The following is a 23,268-nucleotide window of genomic DNA, read 5'->3' as shown; positions in this document are numbered from 1 at the left end:
CCGTCCGGGCTACTTCTCGGTCACCCCTGCCGAGTCGAAGGTCGCCACCTCGTGCATGGCCCGCGCCGTGCTCTGGACCAGGGGGAGCGCCAGCAGTGCGCCTGTGCCTTCGCCGAGGCGGAGGTCCAGGTCGACCAGGGGGCGGAGGCCCAGTTTGTTGAGGGCGGCGACGTGGCCGGGCTCGGCGCTGCGGTGGCCCGCGATGCAGGCGGCCAGGACCTCGGGGGCGATGGCCCGGGCCACCAGGGCGGCGGCACCGGCGCTGACGCCGTCCAGGATCACCGGTGTGCGCAGCGACGCGCCGCCGAGGAGCAGGCCGACCATGGCGGCGTGCTCGAAGCCACCGACGGCGGCCAGGACGCCGACGGGGTCGGCCGGGTCCGGCTGGTGGAGTTCGAGGGCGCGGCGGACGACCTCGGTCTTGCGGGCGAGGGTCTCGTCGTTGATGCCGGTGCCGCGGCCGGTGACCTCCGCCGGGTCGGCGCCGGTGAAGACGGAGATGAGGGCGGCGGACGCGGTGGTGTTCGCGATGCCCATCTCGCCGGTGAGGAGGGCCTTGTTGCCGGCCGCCACCAGGTCGCGGGCGGTCTCGATGCCGACCTCGATGGCCTTCCTGGCCTCCTCGCGGGTCATCGCGGGCCCGGTGGTCATGTCGGACGTACCGGCGCGGATCTTGCGCGGCAGCAGACCGGGGGTGGCCGGGAGGTCGGAGGAGACGCCCACGTCGACGACGCAGACCTCGGCGCCGACCTGGGCGGCGAAGGCGTTGCAGACCGCTCCCCCGCCGAGGAAGTTGGCCACCATCTGCGCGGTGACCTCCTGCGGCCAGGGGGTGACGCCCTGGGCGTGCACCCCGTGGTCGCCGGCGAAGATCGCGACGGCCGCGGGTTCCGGGATGGGCGGCGGGCACTGGCGGGAGAGGCCGGACAGCTGGGCGGAGATGATCTCCAGCATGCCGAGCGCCCCGGCCGGCTTGGTCATGCGCTTCTGACGCTCCCACGCCTCGCCGAGCGCCTTGGCGTCCAGCGGGCGGATCTGCGCGACGGTTTCGGCGAGCAGGTCGTGGGGGTCCTCTCCGGGCAGGGCGCGACGGCCGTACGTCTCCTCGTGCACGACCCAGGACAGCGGGCGGCGCTTGGACCAGCCGGCCTGCATCAGCTCGGGCTCGTCCGGGAACTCGTCGACGTAGCCCACGCACAGGTAGGCGACGACATCGAGGTGCTCGGGGAGTCCCAGCGCACGGACCATCTCGCGCTCGTCGAAGAAGCTGACCCAGCCGACGCCGAGGCCCTCGGCGCGGGCGGCGAGCCAGAGGTTCTCCACCGCGAGCGCGGAGGAGTACGGCGCCATCTGGGGCTGGGTGTGGCGGCCGAGGGTGTGCCGGCCGCCGCGGGTCGGGTCGGCGGTGACGACGATGTTCACGGGCGTGTCGAGGATGGCCTCGATCTTCAGTTCCTTGAACTGCTTCGCCCGGCCCTTGGGGAGTGACTTGGCGTAGGCGTCGCGTTGGCGCATGGCCAGTTCGTGCATGCTGCGCCGGGTGTCGGCGGAGCGGATGACGACGAAGTCCCAGGGCTGCGAGTGGCCGACGGAGGGCGCGGTGTGGGCGGCCTCCAGGACGCGGAGCAGCACCTCGTGCGGGATGGGGTCGCTGCGGAAGCCGTTGCGGATGTCCCGGCGTTCGCGCATGACCTTCAGTACGGCCTCGCGCTCGGCATCGTCGTAGCCGGGGGCGGCCGGACCGGTGGGCCGCGCGGCTTCCGCGTCCACGCCGGCGCCCTGGGTGTCGAGGTCGTCCGGGTTCTGCGCGGGTTCGGCGTCCGCCTCGCGGGGTTCCCCGGCGGGGACGGCCACGCCCTGGGGCGGGGTCGGCGCGAGGTGCGGGGTGGTGGGCACGGTGCCGTCCACGGGGACGAGCTCCCCCACGGGCCGGGCCGGCCCGGTCTCCGGGTGGGTGGTGGGAGTCTGCTGGGGGCCCTGGACCGGGGCCGCGTCGATTGCCGGAACGGCGTCGGCCGCCTCGTCGGCAGCGGGGGGTGCCTCCGGGCCGACGGCGGCCGGGGCCTCGGGCGCGGGGGCCTCCGCGAGGGCTTCGTCACCCGTCGCCCCGGAATCGGGTGCGGCGGCTTCGGCCGCGGTGTCGTCCGCTTCCGCGGCGGGAGTCCCGGGGAGTACGGCGGTGTCGGCGCCCGGCGCGGGGGCGTCCGGGGAAGCTTCGAGATTCTGGGCGTGCTCCGGAGCGAGAGCCTCCGTGTCTGGCACCGGAACGGCCTGGGCAGCCTCGGGCCCTTCGGCAGCCCTCGTGCCGACCACCTCGGCAGCCGGTGCCTGGACGGCCTGAGACGCCTCGGCCCTCTGCGCGAACTCCGACACGGCAGCCACCGCACCCGGTACCTGGACGGCCTGGGAAACCTCGGCCACCCCGGCAACCTGCGCCGCCCCAACATCGACACCCGGCACCGGAACGGCCTGAGAAACCTCGGCCACCTGCGTGAACTCCGACACGGCGGCTTCCGGTCCGGGCGGCTGAACAGCCTGTGGTGCCTCGGCCTCCTGGGCGTGGTCCGGTGCGGCGGCCACCGCACCTGGTGCCTGAGCGTCCTGCGACGCCTCCGCCGCCCGGGTCTGCACCGGCACGGCAGCCTCCGCGTCCACCACCTCACCGGCCTGTGGTGCCGCGGGGTCGGGACCCGGTACCTGAGCGCCGTGGGAAGCGTCCGCCTCCGGGGCGTACTCGGAAACGGCGGCCTGCGGCACCTCGGCGACCTGAGCGGGATCCGGCACGGCGACCGGCACTCCGGCGACCTGAGCAGGATCCGGCACGGCGACCGGCACCTCGGCGACCTGAGCAGGATCCGGCACGGCGACCGACACTCCGGCGACCTGAGCGGGATCCGGCACGGCGACCGGCACCTCGGCGACCTGAGCGGGCTCGGAGGACGGCACCTCGGCGGCCGGGGACGCCTCCGGTTCCTGGGCGTGCTCCGGAGCAGCGGGCCCGGGTGCGGGTGCCTGGTCCGCCTCGGCAGGTCGCTGCGCCCCGGCCTCCTGCACGGGCTCGGCGGCGGACGCGCCGGGCAGGCCGTGATCCGCGGCCGGGACCGGTCCCTGTTCCCCGCCCGCGGTGGTACCGGGACCGGTTCCCGCGGCCTCACCGGCACCGGCGACCGCGACGGCGACACTCCCCGTGTCCTGTACCGCCCCCGCCCCCGCCTCCGTGGCGATGCGGGTCACGACCGCCTGGGCCGCGTCCACCGGTTCCGGAACCGGAACAACCGTTTCCGCGGCCACCGCCCCCGCCGTGGGCTGCGCGCCCCAGGGCGCCGCGGCCTGCGGTACCGCCGCCTCGCGCGCGTGCGAAACGTCGAGGTACTCGGGGCCGAGGGACGGCGGACCGGCCTGGCGGACCGGCACGTCGGCGGGACCGCGGTCGGCGAGGGAGCGCACCGGGCCGGCGTTGGCGTCGGGAATCGGCGGGCCGAGGTGCAGCGGGCGGCGCGGCGCCGGCTGCGGCGGCTCGGGGAGCCGGACGCCGCCGAGGTCGACCGAGCCGCTGTCACGGCCGGCCATCTCGTGCGCGCCCGGCTGGTGCACGGTCTCGACGACCGGCTCGGGCGCGGGTGGGGCGATCTCGTTGCCCCAGGCGCTCTGGGCGCCGGGCAGCAACAGGTCCTCTTCCTCGGCGGGACTGTCGGAGAGGTAGGTGTACGCGTCGGGCGCGAGGACGCCCGGCTGCTCCACCATGCCTGCGTTCTCCGGCAGTCCCTCGCCCGGGACCTGGCCGGTGTCGGTCATGCGTACCCCTCGCCCATCGGTTAGTGCTCCTACGACCAGCTCACCCGGGACGGCGCACCGACCGCCCCACACTGAAGAACGAGCGTGCGTCCCCAGCGGCACGAACGGTCCGTCCGAAAAAGGCGACAAAGCCCTTCACCGTCATTCTCGCGGCCGTACGGCCGTCGCGTCAGCTTGATCGGCGACGGTTCCGCTGTGGACTGCGCCACGTTGCGCGTCCTCCGGTTCCTGCCGTACCACGACCCACCCCAAAACGGGCACGCTTTCCGGACATTGGCCAACGAAGCGCCGGGCGTCCGGGTGCGGTACAACGATCGGCCAGCCTACCTCGCGCGGTCGGACAATCCGATCACGGGGACGGCAATCGGATCAGTTGCCGCGCGCGGGCAGTACCCCGCTGAGCAGGAACGCGACGCTCCGCTCCTTCTCCGTCCAGGCCCTCGTGTCGAGTTCGACGGACTGCAGCAGGGCGCACTCGACCTGGTAGCCGTGCTCCGCCAGGTTCCGGCCGACGAGTTCGGCCCCGTCGCGGGTGGCGGCGTGCGTGACGATGCGCTGCGGACGGCGGTCGGCGACCGCGGAGACGACGGCCGCTCCCCCGCCGCCGACCCGGACGACATCCGGTTCGGGGAGGTTCTCCAGGACGTGCGGGGCGGTGCCGTGGACGATCTGCAACTGGACCCCGTGCCGACGGGCGGTGGACTCGGTGCGGGTGCAGGCGTGCGGGTCGCTGTCGACGGCGATGACGGCGGCGCCCGCGCGGGCCGCCTCGATGGCGAAGGCACCGCTCCCGCAGCCGATGTCCCAGACGAGGTCACCGACCCGCGGTCCCAGCCGGGCGAGTTGGGAGACACGCAGCGGTTCCCGCTCGCCCTCGCCGAGGTCGCCGCCGTACTCCTCGGCGGGCAGCGACCAGCCGCGGGGGCCGGTGGAGGGGTCGCGTCCGGCGAGCCAGCCGCCGGACTCACCGGCGCCGGCCCGGCCGCCGACGACGATGACGACATTGGGGTCGCGCCAGGTGTGGTCGGCGGCCTTGTCGGAGGTGACCACGCTGACCTGCTCGCGCCCGGTGCCGAGTTCCTCGCAGATGACGAAGGTGCGGTGGACGCCCTCCATGAGCAGGCCCAGTTCGGCGGGACCGGCGCCGGGCGAGGTGAGCACTGCCACCTTGGTGTGGGCTCGGCATACATTCACCGCGCGCCGCAGGGTGCGCGGGTGTGCGACGACCACATGGGCGTCGTCCCAGGGCATTCCGGCGCGGGCGAAGGCGGCGGCGACGGAGGAGACGCCGGGGACGACCTCGACCTCGAGGCCGAACTCGGGTGCGCGCAGGGTCCGTACGACACCGAAGAAGCCGGGGTCGCCGTCGGCGAGGACGACCGCGGTGCCGCGGTGGGCGGCGATGCGGCGGGCGGCGAGGGCGACGGAGCCGAGCCGGACGCGTTCGGCACCGGGGGGCACCTCGGGGAGTGCCAGATGGTGGGCGGCGCCGGCCACCAGTGTGGCGGCACCCAGCGCGGCGCGGGCCGCGGTGGTCAGCGGCGAACCGTCCCAGCCGATCACCGTGACCCGGTCGGCCATCGTCGTCAGTCTCCTGGGGTTTGCGCAGGTCGTCGTCGGCTGTCCCGCCACGGGGCGGGCTCCGTGAGACTACCTGGTGCGGCCGGGGAGCGTGCCGCCGGCGCCTCGCGCGAAGGTCAGTTCCAGTCCGTGTACTGGGTGAATTCGCCGGTTTCGGTCAGTTGTCCGTACGCGCCCTCGATGTCCTCGGGCAGCAGGCTCCATACGATGAAGTCGGTGCGTACGTCGCTCCAGCCGCCGTCGTCGGTGCGGACGTGGGCTATGCAGGCGCCCCGCAGCACACCCTCGCTGATGCAGCCGATCTTCTGGGCGACCTGCTGCGAGGCGGTGTTGTCGGCGGCGGTGCGCAGTTCGACGCGTTCGAACTTCTGGTCACCGAAGAGCCACTGTGCGGTGGCGAGCGCGGCCTCGGAGGCGTAGCCCTCGCCGCGCGCCCAGGGGGCGACGATGTAGGACAGCTCGGTGGACCGTACGTGCCAGTTGGTCCTGGTGAGCTGGATGACGCCGACCAGGCGCTGGGTGAGGAACTCGGTGACGGCGAGGTCGAGCCCGTTGCCGGCCGTGCGTTCGGCGGGGGCGTACTCGGTGATCCAGGTGCGGGCGGCCTCTTCGGTGAAGGGCCGGGGGACGTCGGTCCAGGCGGCGACCTGCTCGTCGTTCATCATCTCGGCGAGGGCGGGGACGTCGTCCGTGTCGAGGGGACGAAGCACCAACCGCTCCGTGCTGATGGAGATGTTGGGGAAGGTGCTCGTCATGCGCCGCTCCGTAACCTGAGAGACCGTCGGGTGCTGCTGAGCTGCCCAGCATGCAGCATGAAGGCACTGAACCGCACTGCGGGGTCCACTCCTTGTAGCGGAGTGGACCCCGTGAGTGGCGTGGGGGCGGGTCAGAAGGAGGCGAGGACGGAACCGGCGTACTTGTCCTCGATGAACTTCTTGACCTCGGGCGAGGTGAGGAGCTCGGCGAGCTTCTTCACGCGCGGGTCGTCCTCCTGGCCCTCCTTGACGGCGAGGAGGTTGCTGTTCGGGTTGCCCTTGGCGGACTCCAGGACGAGAGCGTCCTTCGCGGGCTTGAGGTCGGCCTCGATGGCGTAGTTGCCGTTGACCACCGCGGCGTCGACGTCGTCCAGGGAGCGCGGGGTCTGGGCCGCCTCGAGCTCCTTGAACGTGAGCTTCTTCGGGTTCTTCGTGATGTCGGCGGGGGTCGCCGCGGTACCGACGCCGTCCTTGAGGGTGAGGAGCCCGTTGGCGGCGAGCAGCTGCAGGGCGCGGCCCTCGTTGACGGTGTCGTTCGGGATGGCGATCGTCGCGCCGCTCTTCAGCTCGTCGGCCTTCTCAACCTTGTGGGAGTACAGGCCGAGCGGCTCCAGGTGCACGTCGACGACGGACACGATGTGAGTGCCGTTCTTCTTGTTGAAGTCGTCCAGGTACGGCTGGGTCTGGAAGAAGTTGGCACCGACCGAGCCGTCCTCCGTGGCCGTGTTCGGGGTGACGTAGTCGGTGAACTCCTTGACCTCGAGGTCGAGGCCGGCCTTCTCGGCGAGGTTGTCCTTGACGTAATCGAGGATCTCGGCGTGCGGCACGGGGCTCGCGGCGACGACCAGCGGGCCGGAGGTGTCGGAGGCGGCGTCCTTGTCCGCGCCGCAGGCGGTGAGCCCGAGGGTGAGGGCTCCGGCGGCGAGGACGGCGGTGGTGATCTTGGCGGTGTTACGCACGAAAAGTGCCTTTCCTTGGGTGGTGCGGCCCCGTGTCGGGTATTACGGGGAGTCTTCCGGGGAGGGTTATGCGACCTTGCTGATGTCGGCCGCGGCGGGCTCCTTGGCTTTGAGGAGCCGGAGCCTGGGCGAGGCGCCGGAGCGGCCGCCGCGGCGGTGCAGGGCACGGGCCGCGTAGTCGCCGGCGAACTGGATGAGCGAGATGACCACGGCGAGGATCGCGACGGTGATCCACATCAGGCCGGTGTCGAAGCGCTGGTAGCCGTAGCGGACGGCGAGGTCGCCGAGTCCGCCGCCGCCGACGGTGCCGGCCATGGCCGAGTAGCCGATGAGGGCGATGATCGTGGTGGTGGTGCTGGCGATCAGCGAGGGCAGCGCCTCGGGGACGAGGACCTTGCGGACGATCGTCCAGGTGTTGCCGCCCATGGCCTGCACGGCCTCGACGAGCCCGTGGTCGACCTCGCGTACGGCCGTCTCGACGAGGCGGGCGAAGAAGGGGATGCCGCCGATGGCGAGCGGCACGATCGCGGCCTCGCTGCCGATGGTGGTGCCGGTGACCCAGCGGGTGAAGTTCATCAGGGCGACCATGAGGATGATGAACGGCAGCGAGCGGCCGATGTTCACGATCTGCCCGATGACCTTGTTCACCAGGGTGTTCTGCAGCAGTCCGCCCTTGTCGGTGAGGACGAGCAGGATGCCCAGCGGAAGGCCGCCGACGACGGCGATCAGGGTGGACCAGCCGACCATGATCAGCGTCTCGGTACAGGCCTGTTCGAGCAGCGGCTGCATCTGGGACCAGGTCACTTGGCCCCCTCCTTCACCAGTGCGGGCTGTTCCCGGTCCACGACGTCGATCTGCAGGCCCTGTTCGCGCAGGAAGCCGACGGGTACGACGTTGTCCTCGTAGCGGCCGGGCAGTTCGATGCGCATGCGGCCGACCTGGAGGCCGCCGACGGTGTCGATGGCGGCGCCGAGGATCGATATGTCGATGTTGTAGGTGCGCGAGAGCTGGGAGATGACCGGCTGGGTCGCGCTCTCGCCGTGGAAGGTGACGTCGAGGACGGTGCGGTCGTCACCGGACGCCTCGCCGCCGACCGGGAACAGCGCGGAGGCCAGTTCGGAGCCGGGGGTGGCGAGGAGTTCGGTGACCGTGCCGGACTCGACGATGCGGCCGTTCTCCATGAGGGCGGCCGAGTCGCAGATCGACTTCACGACGTCCATCTCGTGGGTGATGAGCAGGACGGTGAGGCCCAGCCGGCGGTTCAGGTCGCGCAGGAGGTGCAGGATCGAGCGGGTGGTCTCCGGGTCGAGGGCGCTGGTGGCCTCGTCGGAGAGCAGCACCTTGGGGTCACCGGTGAGGGCGCGGGCGATGCCGACGCGCTGCTTCTGGCCGCCGGAGAGCTGGGCGGGGTAGGCCTTGGCCTTGTCGGCGAGGCCTACCAGGTCGAGCAGTTCCAGCGCCTTGCGGGAGCGTTCCTTCCCCGACTTTCCGAGGATCTCCAGCGGTAGTTCGACGTTGTCCTGCACGGTGCGCGAGGACAGCAGGTTGAAGTGCTGGAAGACCATGCCGATACGGCTGCGCGCCTGCCGCAGTTCCCTGCCGGCCCGGGGTCCGCGGCCGGCGAGCGCGGTGAGGTCCCGGCCGGCCACGGTCACGGTGCCCGAGGTGGGGCGTTCCAGCAGGTTGACGCAGCGGATGAGGGAGGACTTGCCGGCACCGGACTGGCCGATGACGCCGTAGACCTCGCCCTCGCGGACGTGCAGGTCGACGCCGTCGAGGGCGGTGACCTCCCGGCCGCGTGAGCGGTAGACCTTCGTGAGGCCCGAGGTGGTGATCACGTGGGTATCCGTCACTGTCGAGTGCACGGCGCGTCGTGGGCGCCGGGCACGAGGCGTTCAGGGTCGAAAGCAGCAGGGCGGCGCGGATCTCGCGGGCCCGGCGAGGGGCCCGTCACAAGGGGAGAAACGTGCGCGCGGGGGCGTGGCCCAGTCGCGGTCGCGGGGAATCCGGGCGGACGTGAGCCGGCTCTCGCTTCGGGGCGCGAGGCTCAGATGGTGCGGGGGCCCTCTAGAAGGCGCGCATTCGGCACTGACACATACAACGAGCACCGGGCGTCAGGGTCGCCTCGGTCGCAGGGATGCGGTCGCTCGTCGTGGTCATGCGATCAGTAAAGCAGACGTTTACTCCTGACCGGACATGGCTGTCCGTATTCTGGACAGCCATGGACAGCGATGCGCGCACGTCAGGGACGTACGGCGATCTCCACTCCCCCGTCCGTGACCAGTGCGGACAGGGCCGAGAGGTCCTCGACGACGAGATCGGCGGTCAGCTCGTGGGCCCGGTGGGTTGTGGCCAAGGCCACGGTGGTCATGCCGGCGGCGCGTCCGGCCTGGAGTCCGGCGGGGGCGTCCTCGAAGACGACGCAGTGCGCGGGGTCGACGCCGAGGGTGCGGGCAGCGAGGAGGTAGGGCTCGGGGTCGGGCTTGCCGCGGGTGATGTCGTCGGCGGCGACCAGGGTCTTGGGCAGGATGCCGACGGCCTCCAGGCGGGCCTCGGCGAGACGCCGGGTGGCGGAGGTGACGACGGCCCACCGCCCGGCGGGCAGCGCGGCGAGGAAGTCCCTTGTCCCCGGCAGCAGTTCCACACCGCCGTTGGGTACATCCTCGACCTCCAGCTCCTCGATCCGCGCGACGGCCTCCGGCACGACATGGGCGGGCAGCAGATCGGCGGCTATCTCCGCGGCCGGCCGTCCGTGCAGCTCGACCCGCCCGAACTCCCCGGCCGTGATCCCGTACTCGACGGCCCACCGCGTCCAGCAGCGGTTCACGGAGTCGAGGGAGGAGACGAGGGTTCCGTCGTTGTCGAACAGCAGGGCCTGCGCATGGATGGTCATGCCATCGACCTTACGGGCCCGCCGGACCTTGCCGGATTCCCCGGCTGTGGCGATCATCACGGCATGGGACCCGAGGTGAGCGCCTTCGTGGCGGACGGACCGCTGCCCGACGAGGAGACCGGGGAGGAAGCGGAGATCGACCGCAGGGCACGGCAACTGGAGGCGATGACGCGCCCGCTGAGCCTCGCCGAGGCGGAGGCCCTGGCCGGCTGCTTCGGGCCGGACGACTGCTACGGGCTCGCCTGGACGATGGCCCACCTGATCGAGACCGCCCCGGGACCGGTGTACACGCCGGACCCGGCGCCCGAAGCGGGCGCGCACGCGCGGATCCGCGGGTGGGCGGTCGCCGCCGGGCTGGTCGCCCAGGACGCCGGGGCCGACGCTCCCGGGGGCGGGGACACCGGGGCTTTCCCGGCGTAATAAGGTCGCTGGCATGCTTGATGTCCTGACGGTGGTGACCGGTGTCGCCGCGCTGTTGCTCGGCGCCTGGTGCGGGTGGGCCGCCTACCGTGACCAGCCGACGAAGGACTGGCACTTCATCGGGATGGCCGTGGTCACGCTGCTGGCGCTGGTCCAGCTGATCGTCGGGATCGTGCAGCTGGCCCGGGGCGAGAAGCCGGAGCAGGGCGCGACGATCTTCGTGGCGTATCTGCTCGGCTCGTTCGCGTGCGTCCCGGCGGCCGGCTTCATGTCGCTGGGCGAGCGCTCCCGCTGGGGATCGCTGACGGTCGCCGCGAGCGGTGTCGTGCTGGCCGTGCTCGAGGTGCGGCTCTACGACATCTGGGGAGGCTGAGATGGCCGCGACGCAGGACAGGCCGAACCGGACACGGCTGATCGGCGGTCCCGGACTGCTGCTGGTGTGGCTGTACGGGGTGATGGTCGTCGGCGCGGTGTCGCGCTCCGCGTACCAGATCGCCGCCGAGTTCGACCGGGCGCCGCTCGCCTACTCGCTGTCGGCGGTGGCCGGCGTGGTCTACGGCTTCATCACCTACACCCTGGTGCGCGGCGGGGAGACGGCCCGCAGGGCGGCGCTGGTGTGCTGCGCCGCCGAGCTCGTGGGCGTACTGACCGTGGGGACCTGGACGCTGGTGGAACCGTCCGCGTTCCCCGACGCCACCGTGTGGTCGGACTACGGGATGGGGTACCTCTTCATCCCCGTGCTGCTGCCCCTCACGGCCGTGTACTGGCTGCGCAAGGCGCGGCCGGAGCGGCAGCCCGCGTCCTGATCAGGCGGTCGTCGCGTAGGCCTGCGCCTGCTTCTCCAGGACGATCATCGGTACGCCGTCGGCGCCCCGGGAGGTGCCCACCCGCTGGTAGCCGACCTTGCTGTACAGCCGCAGGTTGCTCTCGCTGCGGTGCCCGGCGTGCAGCCGGAAGGTCCTGGCGCCGCGCTCGCCGGCCAGGGCGGACTCCGCGGCCCGAAGGAGACGCGCGCCGATGCCGTGTCCCTGGAGGCGGGGGTGGACGCAGAGCTTGCCGATCGCGGCGGCGCCCTCCTCGGTGATCCTGCCGTGCACCGAGCCGACGATCTCGTCGCCGAGGCGGGCGACGAAGACGCAGTCGGCGGCGACCTCCGCACGGACCGAGTCGAGGGTCTGGACGAGCGGGTCGATGCGGTAGTTGCCGTAGAGCGCCGCCTCGCTCTGGAAGCACAGGTACTGCAACCTGAAGATCTGCTCCGCGTCCTGCCCGGCCGCCGCAGAGATGGTCACGCTCATGCCCATGTGCGCACGCCTCCCGCTCACCTGATCACCTGTCGTCCCTCACTCCTATCCCCGTCCTCAGCGCACCGCAACCTCCCTCGTGAGCAAACGACGCAGACATCCCAGGCATCTGGAACGTTCCGGGCCGAGACTGCCCTGTGAGATACCCAACTCCCCCGCGATCTCCCGGTATGTCGGCTCGCGCGGCGACAGCAGCGCCTCCATCAGCTCCGGGCATCGGCCGGGCAGCCGTCGTACGGCGTCCCGCAGGGCGCGGCGGCGGGCGGCGGCGAGTGCGAGACCTTCGGGGTCGTGGTGGCCGGTGTCGGCGGGGTCGCCGGTCAGCGCCGTTTCCCGGCGGGCCCTGCGGCGGGTGCGGCGGGCCTCGGCGCGGACGGCCCGGCGGAGCCAGTCCGGGGGGTCGGACGGCGGGCCGCCGGAGTCGAGGCGCTCCAGGAGGCGGAGCCACACCGCCTGTTCCAGGTCTGCCGGTTCGGTCCCGGAGCCGGGCGCCTCGGCGGACGCCTCCGCGGTGAGCAGCGGGCGCAGGGAGACGACCAGCTCGTACGCCGGGACCGGCTCGTGTGTCATACGCGCAACGACTCGGCCGCCCCGGACAGGGTTGCCCGGAGCGACCCGAACTCACCCCTACCGGGGCGAAGCGGTTCAGCCGTTGACGAAGTCCTCGCGGGCCAGCAGCCCGGTGTCCGGGTTGTCGGTGAAGACACCGTCGATGCCGGTGGCGAAGTACGCCCGGTAGGCGCCGAAGACGTCGCCGTAGGCGTCGGGGTCGGTGCCCTTGCGGAAGTCGGCGGGCAGGAAGGGGTTCTCGTTGCGCAGGGTGTAGGGGTGCAGGATCAGGCCCGCCCGGTGCGCGTCGCGGACCAGGGTCGTCGGCTCGGTGAGCCGGCCGCCCGCGTCGCGCGGGATGACCAGGTCGAGGGTGGGGCCGATGCCCTGGGCGTAGGAGGCGATCTCCTCGAGTCCCTCGGGGGTGATGAGGTCGGCGACGGTGCGCGGGTCGCCGGACTCGACGAAGTCCCAGGGGCGGCTTCCGGCGCCGGACAGGAGCACCACGAGCGGGTTGTCCACCAGCCGGCGCAGCCGCTGGATGCCGGTCGGCTCGAACGACTGCAGGACGACCGGCGAGTTCCGGCGGTCCTTGCCGTGCTTGCGCAGCAGCTTCGCCACCCGCTCCTCCAGGCCGAGGCCGAGGCCGCGGAAGTAGGTGGGGTGCTTGGTCTCGGGGTAGATCCAGACCTGCTTGCCGCGCTTGCGGGTCTGCTCGTCCTGCCAGCGCAGCACCTCTTCGAAGGTGGGGATCTCCCAGCGGCCGTCGTAGAGGGTGTTGTGCGGGCGGTTGGCCGGGATGCGCTCGACGGCGCGCAGCCGCTTCAGCTCGGCGAGGGTGAAGTCCTCGGTGAACCAGCCGGTGACGGAGGCGCCGTCCAGTGTCTTGGTGGTCCTGCGGCCGGCGAACTCGGGATGGTCGGCGACGTCCGTGGTACCGCCGATCTCCGGTTCGTGCCGGCAGACGAGGTGGCCGTCCCTGGTGGGGACGAGGTCACCGGCCTCGACGATGTCCGCACCCATGTCGAGGGCGAGCTGATAGGCGCCGAGGGTGTGCTCGGGCCGGTAGCCGCTGGCCCCGCGGTGGCCCACGACGGTGGGGACGGGCAGGCCCTTCAGCCCCCGGCCGCCGCCGTGCCGCGCGTCGGCGGCTCTCGCGGTGCCGCCCAGTGCCAGGACCGGTCCGGAGGCGCCGAGCACCGCCGCGCCGAGGAGGGCCCGCCGTCCGGTTCCGCCCGCCTGTTCGTTCGACTCCCGGGTTGCCATGAGTGTCCTCCTGGTGTCGGCTCGTCCGGTGCGGGGCGATCGTAGGTGCGCGTGGATGACGCACGGGAGACCCCGGGCCGAACACACGGGTGATGTTGTGTGGCGCGCGCCCCTCATGCGGATGACGTACGCCTGTCGTATTCCGGCGGGGATGTGACGGCTCGTCCGATTGGGCCGGACGGAGGGGGGCACTCGTGCGGTGTGCGGGTCCGGGCGACTTCCGTCACAGCGCGACCGCCGTGTCGCGCGCCGGCCACGGGCGGGCCACCGCAGGTGAACCCGGGTCAAGAGTGAGTAAGACCTCGGTGAACTCCGCCGGTTCCGATGTGCGCGACCCCCTGGGCCGCGAGTAATGTCCTCACCTGCACAGACTCATACCGCATAAACCGACGTCCGTTTCCCACCGGAGGGCCCGTTGTCCCGCTTCGTGCTCATCAAGGCAGTGCTCGGTCCGATCATGCGCTTGATGTTCCGCCCACAGGTGGAGGGCGCGGAGAACATCCCGGGCGACGGTCCCGTCATCCTGGCCGGCAACCATCTGACGTTCATCGACTCGATGATCCTGCCGCTCGTCTGCGACCGCCAGGTCTTCTTCATCGGCAAGGACGAGTACGTCACCGGCAAGGGCCTCAAGGGCCGGTTGATGGCGTGGTTCTTCACCGGCACCGGCATGATCCCGGTCGACCGCGACGGCGGCCGGGGCGGGGTGGCGGCACTGATGACCGGACGCCGGGTGCTGGAGGAGGGCAGGATGTTCGGCATCTACCCCGAGGGCACCCGCTCCCCCGACGGCAGGCTGTACCGAGGCCGTACCGGCATCGCCCGGCTCACCCTGATGACCGGCGCGCCCGTCGTGCCGTTCGCCATGATCGGCACGGACAAGCTCCAGCCGGGCGGCGCGGGACTGCCGCGGCCGGGCAAGGTGACGGTCCGTTTCGGTGAGGCGATGGAGTTCTCCCGTTACGACGGCATGGGCCGTGACCGGTATGTACTGCGTGCGATCACCGACTCGGTGATGACCGAGGTGATGCGGTTGTCCGGGCAGGAGTACGTGGACATGTACGCGAGCAAGGCGAAGGCCGCGTAGCACTGGGCCCCGGCCCGGGGTCGGGTTGCGGGTGCGTCGTGACCGGTCGCGCCCACGCGGCGGAGCCGCATACGGAAACAGCCCCGCGCCCCTGAGGCCGGCTGTCCAGCCGTTGGTTCCGGAGCATGAACCATGCCGCTGCCGCCGCCGGCAGGACCGTTGCTCCTGTGCCCGCTGCCGGGGTGAGGCCGTCGACGAAGGACTGGCGGGCCGCTTCCGGCATGGGTCCGGCGGTGCGGGCGGGCGGTGAGGACGCCGCTTCCACCGCGCCGCCCGGCGACTCGTACGCCTCGGCCGGGGTGCCCGCCGGGCCGGTGAAGCCGCGGTGGACACCGGTGACGACGGAGCCGAGCACGACGATGCCGAGGGCCGCGCCGACTTCGTACGCCGTCTCGGAGACGGCGGAGGCCGCGCCCGCCTGTTCCCCGGGCACGCCGGAGAGGGTCACGTCGGCGGTCGCCGAGGCTGCCCATGGAGACGAGCAGACCGGCGATCACGAACGAGTGGACGTCACCGATCCACAGCAACTGGGTGCCGGTGGGGACGAGGTCCTCGCTGATGCACGGGGTGGCCAGGCCGAGGACGGTCGCGTCGACGGCCACCAGCAGCACGGCGAGCACGAGGACGGGGAGCGTGAGCCACCGGCCGGCCGCTTCACCGCCTCGGTCGTGGTCTCCGGCCGCAGGGCACTGGTCATGACTGCTTCCTTCGCGCCGGATCGTCCGGTCGTCGTACGCCGCCGAGCAGCAGCTCGACGATTCTCAGGGCCGCCGTGTGGTGAAAGGCCGGTGCTCAGTGCCAGGGCAGCTGTCCGCGCCGCTCCCAGTAGGCCCCCGGCTCCTCGACCAGGGCGGCGAGGCGGGACAGCTGGTCGTCGGTGAGGTCGACGACGGCGGCGTGCAGGTTGGAGGCGAGCTGGGCGGTGGTGGCCGCGCCGGAGAGGACCACGCCGGCCCACGGCTGCCGCAGGACCACCGCGAGGGCGACGGCGTCACAGCCCAGACCGGTCTCCTCGGCGACGGTCCGCAGCGCCTCCGGGGCGTTCGCGGCGGCGAGCCGGCCGTTGGCCATGCCCTCCTTGACGATCACCGTGAGCCCGGCGTCATGGGCCTCGGCGAGCGCGGGCCCGGCGGAGGTCTCCAGGGCGTTGTACGTCGACTGGACGGTACGGAAGAGGGGTTCGCCGTCGACCGTGACGGCGAGGGCGGCGCGGATGGCGTCGGCCTGTGCCGGGCCGCTGGTGGAGAAGCCGACGGTGAGACCCCGGACCACCGCCTCCGCGAGCCGGGCGTGCAGCTCCTTGTCGGTGAGGGCGGGACTCTGCGGGGTCACCGAGTGGATCTGGTAGAGGTCGAGCCGGTCGCCGAGCAGCGCCTCGGTCTCGACGCGCTGACGCTCGTACGCCGTGAGGGAGTGGTCCTTGACCTCGTGCCGCTCGGCGTCGGTGGACCAGTCGGCGGTGTAGGTGTAGCCCCATTTGCTGCCGATGACGACGTCGTCGACGCCGGGGCGGTTCTTCAGCCAGTCGGCGAGGAACTCCTCGGAGCGGCCGTAGGAGCGGGCGGCGTCGAAGTAGCGGACTCCCTGGGCGTAGGCGGCGTCGAGGAGTTCGTGCGTACGGGTGCGCAGCGTCTCCACGCTGCGGTTCTCTCCGAGGTCGTCACCGCGGCCGAGGTTGATGTAGCCGGGGCGGCCGATGGCGGCGAGGCCGAGGCCGAGGTGGCAGGTGGGGGTTGTCGCTGTTGCCAGTCGGGCGAAGGGCATCGCGGGCTCCGTCGGTCGGTTCCGGTGCGGTTCCGACCAACGTAACCCGCGGTGCCGCTCCGCTCGGGGAGCCGGGCGCCTTCGAGCTCGGATCCCGCTGTGCGTCGGCGAGCGCGGGTGCACCGTGACTGCTCGCGCCCACGCGGCGGAGCCGCACACCGGTACAGCCCCGCGCTCCTGGGGAGTCGCCCTCAGCGGCGTTCGATCAGCTCTGTCGCTTCGCGTTCGCCCACACGTGCTGGGCCGCCACGTTCGCCTTCACTTCCGCCAGCTGGACCGCGACCGCGCTCGGGGCCGTGCCGCCCCTGCCGTCGCGGGAGGCGAGGGCGCCCGGGACGTTCAGGACCGACCGCACCTCCGGTGTCAGGTGGGCGGAGATCTTCGCGAACTGTTCGTCGGTCAGTCCGTCCAGTTCCTTGCCCTCGGACTCGGCGACCTTGACGCACTCGCCGGCCACCTCGTGCGCGACGCGGAACGGCACGCCCTGCTTGACCAGCCACTCGGCGATGTCGGTGGCGAGGGAGAAGCCGGCCGGGGCCAGTTCCTCCATGCGCTCGCGGTGCACGGTGAGGGTGGCCATCATGCCGGTGAAGGCGGGGAGCAGGACCTCCAGCTGGTCGATGGAGTCGAAGACCGGCTCCTTGTCCTCCTGGAGGTCGCGGTTGTAGGCGAGCGGGAGGGCCTTGAGGGTCGCCATCAGGCCGGTCAGGTTGCCGATCAGGCGGCCGGACTTGCCGCGCGCCAGCTCGGCGATGTCCGGGTTCTTCTTCTGCGGCATGATCGACGAGCCGGTGGAGAACGCGTCGTGCAGGGTCACGAAGGAGAACTCCTTCGTGTTCCAGATGATGATCTCCTCGGCGATCCGGGAGACGTTCACGCCGATCATCGCGGTGATGAAGGCGAACTCGGCGACGAAGTCCCGGGAGGCCGTGCCGTCGATGGAGTTGGCCGCGCTGCCGTGCTCGAAGCCGAGGTCCTTGGCGACGGCCTCCGGGTCCAGGCCCAGGGAGGAACCGGCGAGCGCGCCGGAGCCGTACGGGGACACCGCCGTGCGCTCGTCCCACTGGCGCAGCCGCTCGGCGTCCCGGGACAGCGCCTGGACGTGCGCGAGGACGTGGTGGGCGAAGAGCACCGGCTGGGCGTGCTGGAGGTGGGTGCGGCCGGGCATGGCCACGTCCGGATGGGCCTCGGCGAGGCCGGTCAGCGCGTCCTGGAGGTCGGCGATCAGGCCGCCGACGGTACGGGCGTGGTCCCGCAGGTACATGCGGAAGAGGGTGGCCACCTGGTCGTTGCGGGACCGGCCGGCGCGCAGCTTGCCGCCGAGGTCGGGGCCGAGGCGCTCCAGCAGGCCGCGCTCCAGCGCGGTGTGCACGTCCTCGTCGGCGATGGTGCCGGTGAAGGAGCCGTCGGCGACGTCCGCTTCCAGCCGGTCGAGACCGGCGAGCATCCGGGTCAGCTCGTCCTCGGTGAGCAGCCCCGCCGCGTGCAGCACGCGGGCGTGGGCACGCGAGCCGGCGATGTCGTAGGGCGCGAGCCGCCAGTCGAAGTGGACGGACGCGGACAGCTTCGCCAGGGCCTCGGCGGGACCGTCGGCGAAACGGCCGCCCCAGAGCCGTACGTCACCGCTGTTGCTGCTCACTTGGATTGCTCCTCGAGGGTTCCGGATGTGCCGCCGCCTCCCCACGGTCGAGTGGGGAGGCGGCTGTCAGGCTACTGCGCGTGAGGGACCGTCAGACGGTCACGCGAGGTCGCGCTGCGCCGCGATCTTCGACGACAGGCTGTAGATGTCGATGAAGCCCTTGGCCGCCGCCTGGTCGAAGGTGTCGCCCGTGTCGTACGTGGCCAGGTTGAAGTCGTACAGCGACGACTCCGAGCGCCGGCCGGTGACGACCGCGCGGCCGCCGTGCAGGGTCATCCGGATGTCACCGTTGACGTGCTGGTTGGCCTCGGTGATGAAGCCGTCCAGGGCCCGCTTGAGCGGGGAGAACCACTGGCCGTCGTAGACCAGCTCGCCCCAGCGCTGCTCGACCTGCCGCTTGTAGCGGGCGAGCTCGCGCTCGACGGTGACGTTCTCCAGCTCCTGGTGGGCGGTGATCAGGGCGATCGCGCCGGGAGCCTCGTACACCTCGCGGGACTTGATGCCGACGAGGCGGTCCTCGACCATGTCGATCCGGCCGATGCCCTGGGCGCCGGCGCGCTCGTTGAGCTGCTGGATGGCCTGGAGCACGGTGACGGGCTTGCCGTCGATGGCGACCGGCACACCTTCCTTGAAGGTGATGACGACCTCGTCGGCCTCGCGCGGCAGGGCGGGGTTCTGCGTGTACTCGTAGACGTCCTCGATCGGCGCGTTCCAGATGTCCTCGAGGAAGCCGGTCTCGACGGCGCGGCCGAAGACGTTCTGGTCGATGGAGTACGGGGACTTCTTGGTGGTCGCGATCGGCAGGCCCTTGGCCTCGCAGAAGGCGATGGCCTTGTCGCGGGTCATGGCGTAGTCGCGGACCGGGGCGATGCACTTCAGGTCGGGGGCGAGGGCGACGATGCCGGCCTCGAAGCGGACCTGGTCGTTGCCCTTGCCGGTGCAGCCGTGGGCGACGGTGGTGGCGCCGTGCTTCTGCGCGGCGGCGACGAGGTGCTTGACGATCGTCGGCCGGGACAGCGCGGAGACCAGCGGGTAGCGGTCCATGTAGAGGGCGTTGGCCTTGATCGCCGGGAGGCAGTACTCCTCGGCGAACTCGTCCTTGGCGTCCGCGACCTCGGCCTCGACGGCACCGCAGGCGATGGCGCGCTTGCGGATGACGTCCAGGTCCTCGCCGCCCTGGCCGACGTCGACCGCAACGGCGATGACCTCGGCGCCCGTCTCCTCGGCGATCCAGCCGATGGCGACGGAGGTGTCCAGACCGCCTGAGTAGGCGAGTACGACGCGCTCGGTCACGGGTTTCTCCTCACAGTGCATTCGCTGACATGCATGAGTATGCAGTAGTCCGCATGAATCGTCAATCCGGCCGCGAATCCGGAGCCGGGTTGAACACGGGAAACCGCTTTCACGTACTGGTCGCCGGACGCAGGCGCCGCGTCGGACCGATCGAGACACCACGACAGACATCCGTGACACCCCGACCCGAGTGAGGCATCCGCATGTCCAGGGCCCTTCCGAAGTACAACAAGCGCCGCGTCGGCTTCATCGGCGGCGCCGCCGCGGTGGCGCTGACCGGCGCGGTGATCGCCGGCACCGCGCTCGCCGGTGAGCCGTCCGGGGGCGGCGGCGACGCGAACGCCCGGACACTGGCGGGACCCGGCACGGTCTCCTGCCCCGATGTGGCTCCCGAGCTCCCCGCGGTCCCCGCCTCCGCGCGGGCCGAGGTCGAGCGCAACCTCGGCGACCTCGACAAGCAGATCACCGAAGCCGACAAGCGACTCGTCGACACCGCCGGACAGGGCGGACCCGACTTCGTCCGAAACGCCGTCCTCGGCCCCCTGGAGGACAAGCGCGTCGCCGCCATCAACCGCATCGCCACCGCCATCGGCCGCACCGCCGAACGGCCCTCCGGACTCGACGCGCTCGCCCCGTGCTCGCTCGACGCGAAGGGCGCGGCGGAGCAGGAGGACGCGGGCGCCGGCGAGGAGGCGGGCGGCGAGGAGACCACGACACCGCCCACCAAGGAAGCCGGACAGGGCGCCGGGGAGGACACCGGCCAGACCGGGAACACCGGCGTCGGCACGGTCTCCTGCCCCGATGTGGCTCCCGAGCTCCCCGCGGTCCCCGCCTCCGCGGGGGCCGAGGTCGAGCGCAACCTCGGCGACCTCGACAAGCAGATCGCCGAAGCCGACAAGCGACTCGTCGACACCGCCGGACAGGGCGGACCCGACTTCGTCCGAAACGCCGTCCTCGGCCCCCTGGAGGACAAGCGCGTCGCCGCCATCAACCGCATCGCCACCGCCATCGGCCGCACCGCCGAACGGCCCTCCGGACTGGACTCCCTGGCCGCCTGCACACTCACCAAGTGAGGTGACAGGCGCTGTGGCCGCCCCGTACAAGCGCCGGCCGGGGCGGCCACGGTACTTCTCCGGCCGACCACCAATTGCTTAGACAAACGAAAGACATGGCCCCATAATCGGTGGACATGGGAAAGACCTATGAGCGCATAGACGGCCGCCTCCGCACCTTCATCGAGGAACAGCCGGTCTTCTTCACCGCCACCGCCCCGCTGTCCGCCGACGGCACGGTCAACCTCTCGCCCAAGGGGCTCAAGGGGTCCTTCGCGATCCTCGACGAGCTGACCGTGGCCTACCTCGACTTCGCCGGCTCCAACGCCGAGACCATCGCCCATCTGCGGGAGAACGGCCGGATCACCCTGATGTGGTGTGCCTTCCAGGGGCCGCCGAACATCGTGCGCGTGCACGGCCGCGGCGAGCCCGTCTTCCGCGACGACCCGCGCTTCGGGGAACTGCTCACGCACTTCCCCGACATCGACCCCTCCCTCCACGGCCTGCGCGCCGTCGTCGTCGTGACGGCCGAACTGATCCGCGACACCTGCGGATACGGGGTGCCCTTCATGGCGTACGAGAGCGACCGGGACCTGCACGGGAAGCGGTTCGCGCGGGAGGACGACGCCTCGCTCGACGCGTACTTCACCAAGAAGGAGTACATCGCGACCAGCCTGGACGGACTGCCCGGGCTGCCGTTGCCGCTGCCCCCCTCTACCGTCTGAGGCATGCGCCCAGGTGCCGCTCCCGCCGCCGTACTCGTCTCTCTGTCCCTGCTCCTGCTCGGCGCCGGCCGGCCTTCCGCGCCGCTGCCGGACCGGATGGCGGACACCGGGGGCGGCACCCAGCTGATCACCGCGGTGGCACCGGACACCGGCTCGACGTCCGGCACGGTCACCTGGTGGGACCGGAAGGACGGCCGCTGGGTGGCGGCCGGTTCCGCGCCGGCCCGCTTCGGGGCGAAGGGCCTGGCCGAGGGCGCCGCCCGCCGGCAGGGCACGGACACGACCCCGACCGGGCTGTACGGAATGCCGTACGCCTTCGGCATCGACGCGGCGCCGCGCGGGACCGCGTACACGTACCGCCCGGTACGGCAGAACTCCTGGTGGTGCCAGGACAACGACTCGCGCTCCTACAACCGCTGGACCGAGCCCCGCGCGGCCGACTGCCGGGCCGCCGAGGCCGAGCACCTGATCGGCCACCGCGCGCAGTACGCCCATGCCCTCGTCGTCGGCTTCAACTACCAGCGGCCGGTGCGCGGCCGGGGCGCCGGAATCTTCCTGCACGTCAACGGGCGCGGCGCCACGGCGGGATGTGTGTCCGTGCCGAAGAAGGCGATGCGGAAGATCCTGCGCTGGGCCGATCCCGCGCGGGGCCCGCACATCGCGATCGGGACGAAGAGCGGGCGCACGACGATCACCCGGTACTGAACCGGGATCTCCTCTGAACACTCCGGCGTGACGGCACGTATGTGTGGGCCAAGGGTCAAGTCCCCACGGAGGAACCGTGACCACCACGCTCGCCGGCGGCCGTGCCGCCCGCCGCCAGACGATGCGCCGCATCCGTCCGCGCCGCTCCCCCGCCGTGCCCCTGCTGCTCGCCGTGGGTGCGGGCGCGGTGGCCGTGCTGTGGTTGTGGTGGACCAACACACCGTCCATCGCGGACACCACCGGGAAGATCATCGCCGCGGGCCGGATCACCGGTCTGCTCGCCGGCTATCTGATGGCCCTGGTGGTGCTCCAGATGGCGCGGGTGCCCGCACTGGAACGCCGGGTGGGTTCGGACCGGGTCGCCCGCTGGCACGCGATGAGCGGCCGCTACACCGTCAGCCTGGTCATGGCGCATGTCTTCCTGATCATGTGGGGTTATGCCCGTCAGGCGGGCAGGAGCCTCGGCGACATCGTGCAGCAGACGGTCACCTCCATCAACACGCTGCCCGACATGGGCAAGGCCGCCATCGGCACCGGTCTGCTGTTCGTGATCGCCTTCATCTCCATCGGCCCGATCCGGCGCCGGCTGCCGTACGACGGCTGGTACCACGTGCACCTGCTGACGTACGCGGCGGTCTTCCTGACGTTCTGGCACCAGATCACCACCGGCAACGAGTTCGCCGTGGAGCCGACCGCGAAGACCTTCTGGTACGGGCTGTACGGCGTCGTGACCGCGCTGGTGCTGTGGTACCGGGTCATCACCCCGGTGCGGCTGAACATGCGGCACCGGATGCGGGTCGAGGCGGTCGTCGAGGAGACGCCGGGCATCGTGTCCGTACTGATCGGCGGGCGCAAGCTGCACCGGATGGGGGCGGAGGCCGGGCAGTTCTTCCGCTGGCGGTTCAAGGCGCCGGGCATGCGCTTCAGCTCCCATCCGTACTCGCTGTCGGCGGCGCCCCGGCCGGACATGCTGCGGATCACGGTCAAGGCGATCGGCGACCACACCTCCCGGCTGCGCGAGCTGGAGCCCGGGACGAAGGTGTGGGCGGAGGGCCCGTACGGGGCACTGACCGCGCAGCGCCGCAGCCGGGGCAAGGTGCTGCTGGTGGCGGGCGGGGTGGGGATCACCCCGATGCGGGCGCTGTTCGAGACGCTGCCCGGCGCCTCCGGTGACATCACGCTGCTGTACCGGGCGAACAGCACGCAGGACCTGGCGCTGTGGGGCGAGCTGGCGAAGATCGCCGACGAGCGCGGTGCCCGGTTGATGTACGCGGTGAACAGCCCCGACGGGGAGCGCCCGGACATCTCGGCGGAGAGCCTGCAGCGGAAGATCCCGGACGTCGACCGCCACGACGTGTTCATGTGCGGTCCGGCCGGGTTCGCGCAGACGGTGTACGAGGCTCTGCGCGGGGCGGGAGTCCCCGCCCGGCGCATCCATCACGAGTCGTTCGAGATGTGAGCGACGGGTCATCCACCCGGGT

General features: G+C 71.8%; 21 protein-coding genes and 1 pseudogene. 8 read left to right on the top strand and 14 right to left on the bottom strand.

Translation table 11 applies throughout. From position 1 onward, the window contains the following. Positions 1–9 precede the first annotated feature (9 nt). From cobT to ACH4VX_RS21980, 7 genes are all read right to left on the bottom strand, one after another. Positions 10–3,795, bottom strand: a complete 3,786-nt coding sequence (gene cobT, locus ACH4VX_RS22010; RefSeq protein WP_398369330.1) for a nicotinate-nucleotide--dimethylbenzimidazole phosphoribosyltransferase — start codon at positions 3,793–3,795, stop codon at positions 10–12. A 369-nt stretch (positions 3,796–4,164) separates the two neighbouring features. Further along, a complete protein-coding gene (cbiE, locus tag ACH4VX_RS22005; protein ID WP_398369328.1) occupies positions 4,165–5,376 on the bottom strand; it encodes a precorrin-6y C5,15-methyltransferase (decarboxylating) subunit CbiE in 1,212 nt (403 codons plus the stop codon). A 116-nt stretch (positions 5,377–5,492) separates the two neighbouring features. Continuing rightward, positions 5,493–6,131 carry a GNAT family N-acetyltransferase gene (locus ACH4VX_RS22000; protein WP_398369326.1) on the bottom strand — a complete coding sequence of 213 codons (639 nt, stop codon included), beginning with the start codon at positions 6,129–6,131 and terminating at the stop codon, positions 5,493–5,495. 131 nt (positions 6,132–6,262) lie between these two features. Next, the gene (locus tag ACH4VX_RS21995) at positions 6,263–7,090 is read right to left on the bottom strand and encodes a MetQ/NlpA family ABC transporter substrate-binding protein (RefSeq protein WP_398369325.1); all 828 of its coding nucleotides are present in this window, start codon (positions 7,088–7,090) and stop codon (positions 6,263–6,265) included. Positions 7,091–7,156: 66 nt separating this feature from the next. After that, entirely contained in the window at positions 7,157–7,894 is a 738-nt protein-coding gene (locus ACH4VX_RS21990; protein ID WP_398369323.1) for a methionine ABC transporter permease, read from the bottom strand. Then, a complete protein-coding gene (locus ACH4VX_RS21985) occupies positions 7,891–8,928 on the bottom strand; it encodes a methionine ABC transporter ATP-binding protein (RefSeq protein ID WP_398369321.1) in 1,038 nt (345 codons plus the stop codon). Before ACH4VX_RS21985 ends, ACH4VX_RS21990 begins: the two co-directional genes overlap by 4 nt. 404 nt (positions 8,929–9,332) lie before the next feature. Continuing rightward, positions 9,333–9,983, bottom strand: coding sequence for an HAD family hydrolase (locus ACH4VX_RS21980; protein WP_398369319.1), 651 nt, complete (start codon positions 9,981–9,983; stop codon positions 9,333–9,335). A 63-nt stretch (positions 9,984–10,046) separates the two neighbouring features. On the opposite strand from ACH4VX_RS21980, the gene ACH4VX_RS21975 reads away from it, so the two are divergent. The 3 genes from ACH4VX_RS21975 to ACH4VX_RS21965 are packed head-to-tail and all read left to right on the top strand — an operon-like array spanning position 10,047 to position 11,209. Beyond that, on the top strand, positions 10,047–10,403 hold the full coding sequence (locus ACH4VX_RS21975; RefSeq protein WP_398369318.1) for a hypothetical protein: 357 nt from the start codon (positions 10,047–10,049) through the stop codon (positions 10,401–10,403). A gap of 13 nt (positions 10,404–10,416) precedes the next feature. Beyond that, positions 10,417–10,776: a hypothetical protein gene (locus ACH4VX_RS21970; protein WP_398369316.1), complete on the top strand. Its 360-nt coding sequence runs from the start codon at positions 10,417–10,419 to the stop codon at positions 10,774–10,776. 1 nt (position 10,777) lies between these two features. Further along, the gene (locus ACH4VX_RS21965; protein ID WP_398369314.1) at positions 10,778–11,209 is read left to right on the top strand and encodes a hypothetical protein; all 432 of its coding nucleotides are present in this window, start codon (positions 10,778–10,780) and stop codon (positions 11,207–11,209) included. On the opposite strand, the gene ACH4VX_RS21960 is transcribed toward ACH4VX_RS21965, so the two are convergent. From ACH4VX_RS21960 to ACH4VX_RS21950, 3 genes are all read right to left on the bottom strand, one after another. Beyond that, positions 11,210–11,707, bottom strand: coding sequence for a GNAT family N-acetyltransferase (locus tag ACH4VX_RS21960; RefSeq protein WP_398369583.1), 498 nt, complete (start codon positions 11,705–11,707; stop codon positions 11,210–11,212). A 57-nt stretch (positions 11,708–11,764) separates the two neighbouring features. Next, positions 11,765–12,277: a sigma-70 family RNA polymerase sigma factor gene (locus tag ACH4VX_RS21955; protein ID WP_398369312.1), complete on the bottom strand. Its 513-nt coding sequence runs from the start codon at positions 12,275–12,277 to the stop codon at positions 11,765–11,767. A gap of 75 nt (positions 12,278–12,352) precedes the next feature. Continuing rightward, positions 12,353–13,522: a glycerophosphodiester phosphodiesterase gene (locus ACH4VX_RS21950; RefSeq protein ID WP_398369310.1), complete on the bottom strand. Its 1,170-nt coding sequence runs from the start codon at positions 13,520–13,522 to the stop codon at positions 12,353–12,355. 415 nt (positions 13,523–13,937) lie between these two features. On the opposite strand from ACH4VX_RS21950, the gene ACH4VX_RS21945 reads away from it, so the two are divergent. After that, positions 13,938–14,609: a lysophospholipid acyltransferase family protein gene (locus tag ACH4VX_RS21945; protein ID WP_398369308.1), complete on the top strand. Its 672-nt coding sequence runs from the start codon at positions 13,938–13,940 to the stop codon at positions 14,607–14,609. A 103-nt stretch (positions 14,610–14,712) separates the two neighbouring features. Here ACH4VX_RS21945 and ACH4VX_RS21940 read toward each other — a convergent pair. From ACH4VX_RS21940 to ACH4VX_RS21925, 4 genes and pseudogenes are all read right to left on the bottom strand, one after another. Beyond that, positions 14,713–15,306: pseudogene (locus tag ACH4VX_RS21940) on the bottom strand (hypothetical protein); the annotation flags it as partial. Positions 15,307–15,401: 95 nt separating this feature from the next. After that, positions 15,402–16,373: an aldo/keto reductase gene (locus ACH4VX_RS21935; RefSeq protein ID WP_398369307.1), complete on the bottom strand. Its 972-nt coding sequence runs from the start codon at positions 16,371–16,373 to the stop codon at positions 15,402–15,404. Positions 16,374–16,578: 205 nt separating this feature from the next. Next, positions 16,579–18,012, bottom strand: coding sequence for an argininosuccinate lyase (gene argH, locus ACH4VX_RS21930; RefSeq protein WP_398369306.1), 1,434 nt, complete (start codon positions 18,010–18,012; stop codon positions 16,579–16,581). Positions 18,013–18,111: 99 nt separating this feature from the next. After that, a complete protein-coding gene (locus tag ACH4VX_RS21925) occupies positions 18,112–19,305 on the bottom strand; it encodes an argininosuccinate synthase (protein ID WP_398369305.1) in 1,194 nt (397 codons plus the stop codon). 203 nt (positions 19,306–19,508) lie between these two features. Between ACH4VX_RS21925 and ACH4VX_RS21920 the strand changes: the two genes are divergently transcribed. From ACH4VX_RS21920 to ACH4VX_RS21905, 4 genes are all read left to right on the top strand, one after another. Further along, positions 19,509–20,378: a hypothetical protein gene (locus ACH4VX_RS21920; RefSeq protein ID WP_398369303.1), complete on the top strand. Its 870-nt coding sequence runs from the start codon at positions 19,509–19,511 to the stop codon at positions 20,376–20,378. A 116-nt stretch (positions 20,379–20,494) separates the two neighbouring features. After that, complete coding sequence (locus tag ACH4VX_RS21915; RefSeq protein ID WP_398369301.1) at positions 20,495–21,082, top strand: pyridoxamine 5'-phosphate oxidase family protein; 588 nt, start codon at positions 20,495–20,497, stop codon at positions 21,080–21,082. Positions 21,083–21,085: 3 nt separating this feature from the next. After that, a complete protein-coding gene (locus ACH4VX_RS21910; protein WP_398369299.1) occupies positions 21,086–21,787 on the top strand; it encodes a L,D-transpeptidase in 702 nt (233 codons plus the stop codon). Positions 21,788–21,863: 76 nt separating this feature from the next. Beyond that, on the top strand, positions 21,864–23,246 hold the full coding sequence (locus ACH4VX_RS21905; protein WP_398369297.1) for a ferric reductase-like transmembrane domain-containing protein: 1,383 nt from the start codon (positions 21,864–21,866) through the stop codon (positions 23,244–23,246). The last annotated feature ends 22 nt before the right edge of the window (positions 23,247–23,268 follow it).

It is taken from the genome of Streptomyces sp. NPDC020731, from assembly GCF_044334705.1.
Lineage (GTDB): Bacteria > Actinomycetota > Actinomycetes > Streptomycetales > Streptomycetaceae > Streptomyces.
Note: the sequence above shows the minus strand (reverse complement) of the source record. Positions and strands in the feature narration are given on the sequence as shown.

Excerpts from the sequence above, each read along its gene's own strand:
- ACH4VX_RS21910 (WP_398369299.1), top strand. The coding sequence starts at position 21,086 with ATGCGCCCAGGTGCCGCTCCCGCCGCCGTACTCGTCTCTCTGTCCCTG.
- ACH4VX_RS21970 (WP_398369316.1), top strand. The coding sequence starts at position 10,417 with ATGCTTGATGTCCTGACGGTGGTGACCGGTGTCGCCGCGCTGTTGCTC.
- ACH4VX_RS21950 (WP_398369310.1), bottom strand. The coding sequence starts at position 13,522 with ATGGCAACCCGGGAGTCGAACGAACAGGCGGGCGGAACCGGACGGCGG.
- ACH4VX_RS21915 (WP_398369301.1), top strand. The coding sequence starts at position 20,495 with ATGGGAAAGACCTATGAGCGCATAGACGGCCGCCTCCGCACCTTCATC.
- cbiE (WP_398369328.1), bottom strand. The coding sequence starts at position 5,376 with ATGGCCGACCGGGTCACGGTGATCGGCTGGGACGGTTCGCCGCTGACC.
- ACH4VX_RS21935 (WP_398369307.1), bottom strand. The coding sequence starts at position 16,373 with ATGCCCTTCGCCCGACTGGCAACAGCGACAACCCCCACCTGCCACCTC.
- ACH4VX_RS21975 (WP_398369318.1), top strand. The coding sequence starts at position 10,047 with ATGGGACCCGAGGTGAGCGCCTTCGTGGCGGACGGACCGCTGCCCGAC.
- ACH4VX_RS21955 (WP_398369312.1), bottom strand. The coding sequence starts at position 12,277 with ATGACACACGAGCCGGTCCCGGCGTACGAGCTGGTCGTCTCCCTGCGC.
- cobT (WP_398369330.1), bottom strand. The coding sequence starts at position 3,795 with ATGACCGACACCGGCCAGGTCCCGGGCGAGGGACTGCCGGAGAACGCA.
- ACH4VX_RS22000 (WP_398369326.1), bottom strand. The coding sequence starts at position 6,131 with ATGACGAGCACCTTCCCCAACATCTCCATCAGCACGGAGCGGTTGGTG.
- ACH4VX_RS21980 (WP_398369319.1), bottom strand. The coding sequence starts at position 9,983 with ATGACCATCCATGCGCAGGCCCTGCTGTTCGACAACGACGGAACCCTC.
- ACH4VX_RS21965 (WP_398369314.1), top strand. The coding sequence starts at position 10,778 with ATGGCCGCGACGCAGGACAGGCCGAACCGGACACGGCTGATCGGCGGT.
- ACH4VX_RS21920 (WP_398369303.1), top strand. The coding sequence starts at position 19,509 with ATGTCCAGGGCCCTTCCGAAGTACAACAAGCGCCGCGTCGGCTTCATC.
- ACH4VX_RS21960 (WP_398369583.1), bottom strand. The coding sequence starts at position 11,707 with ATGGGCATGAGCGTGACCATCTCTGCGGCGGCCGGGCAGGACGCGGAG.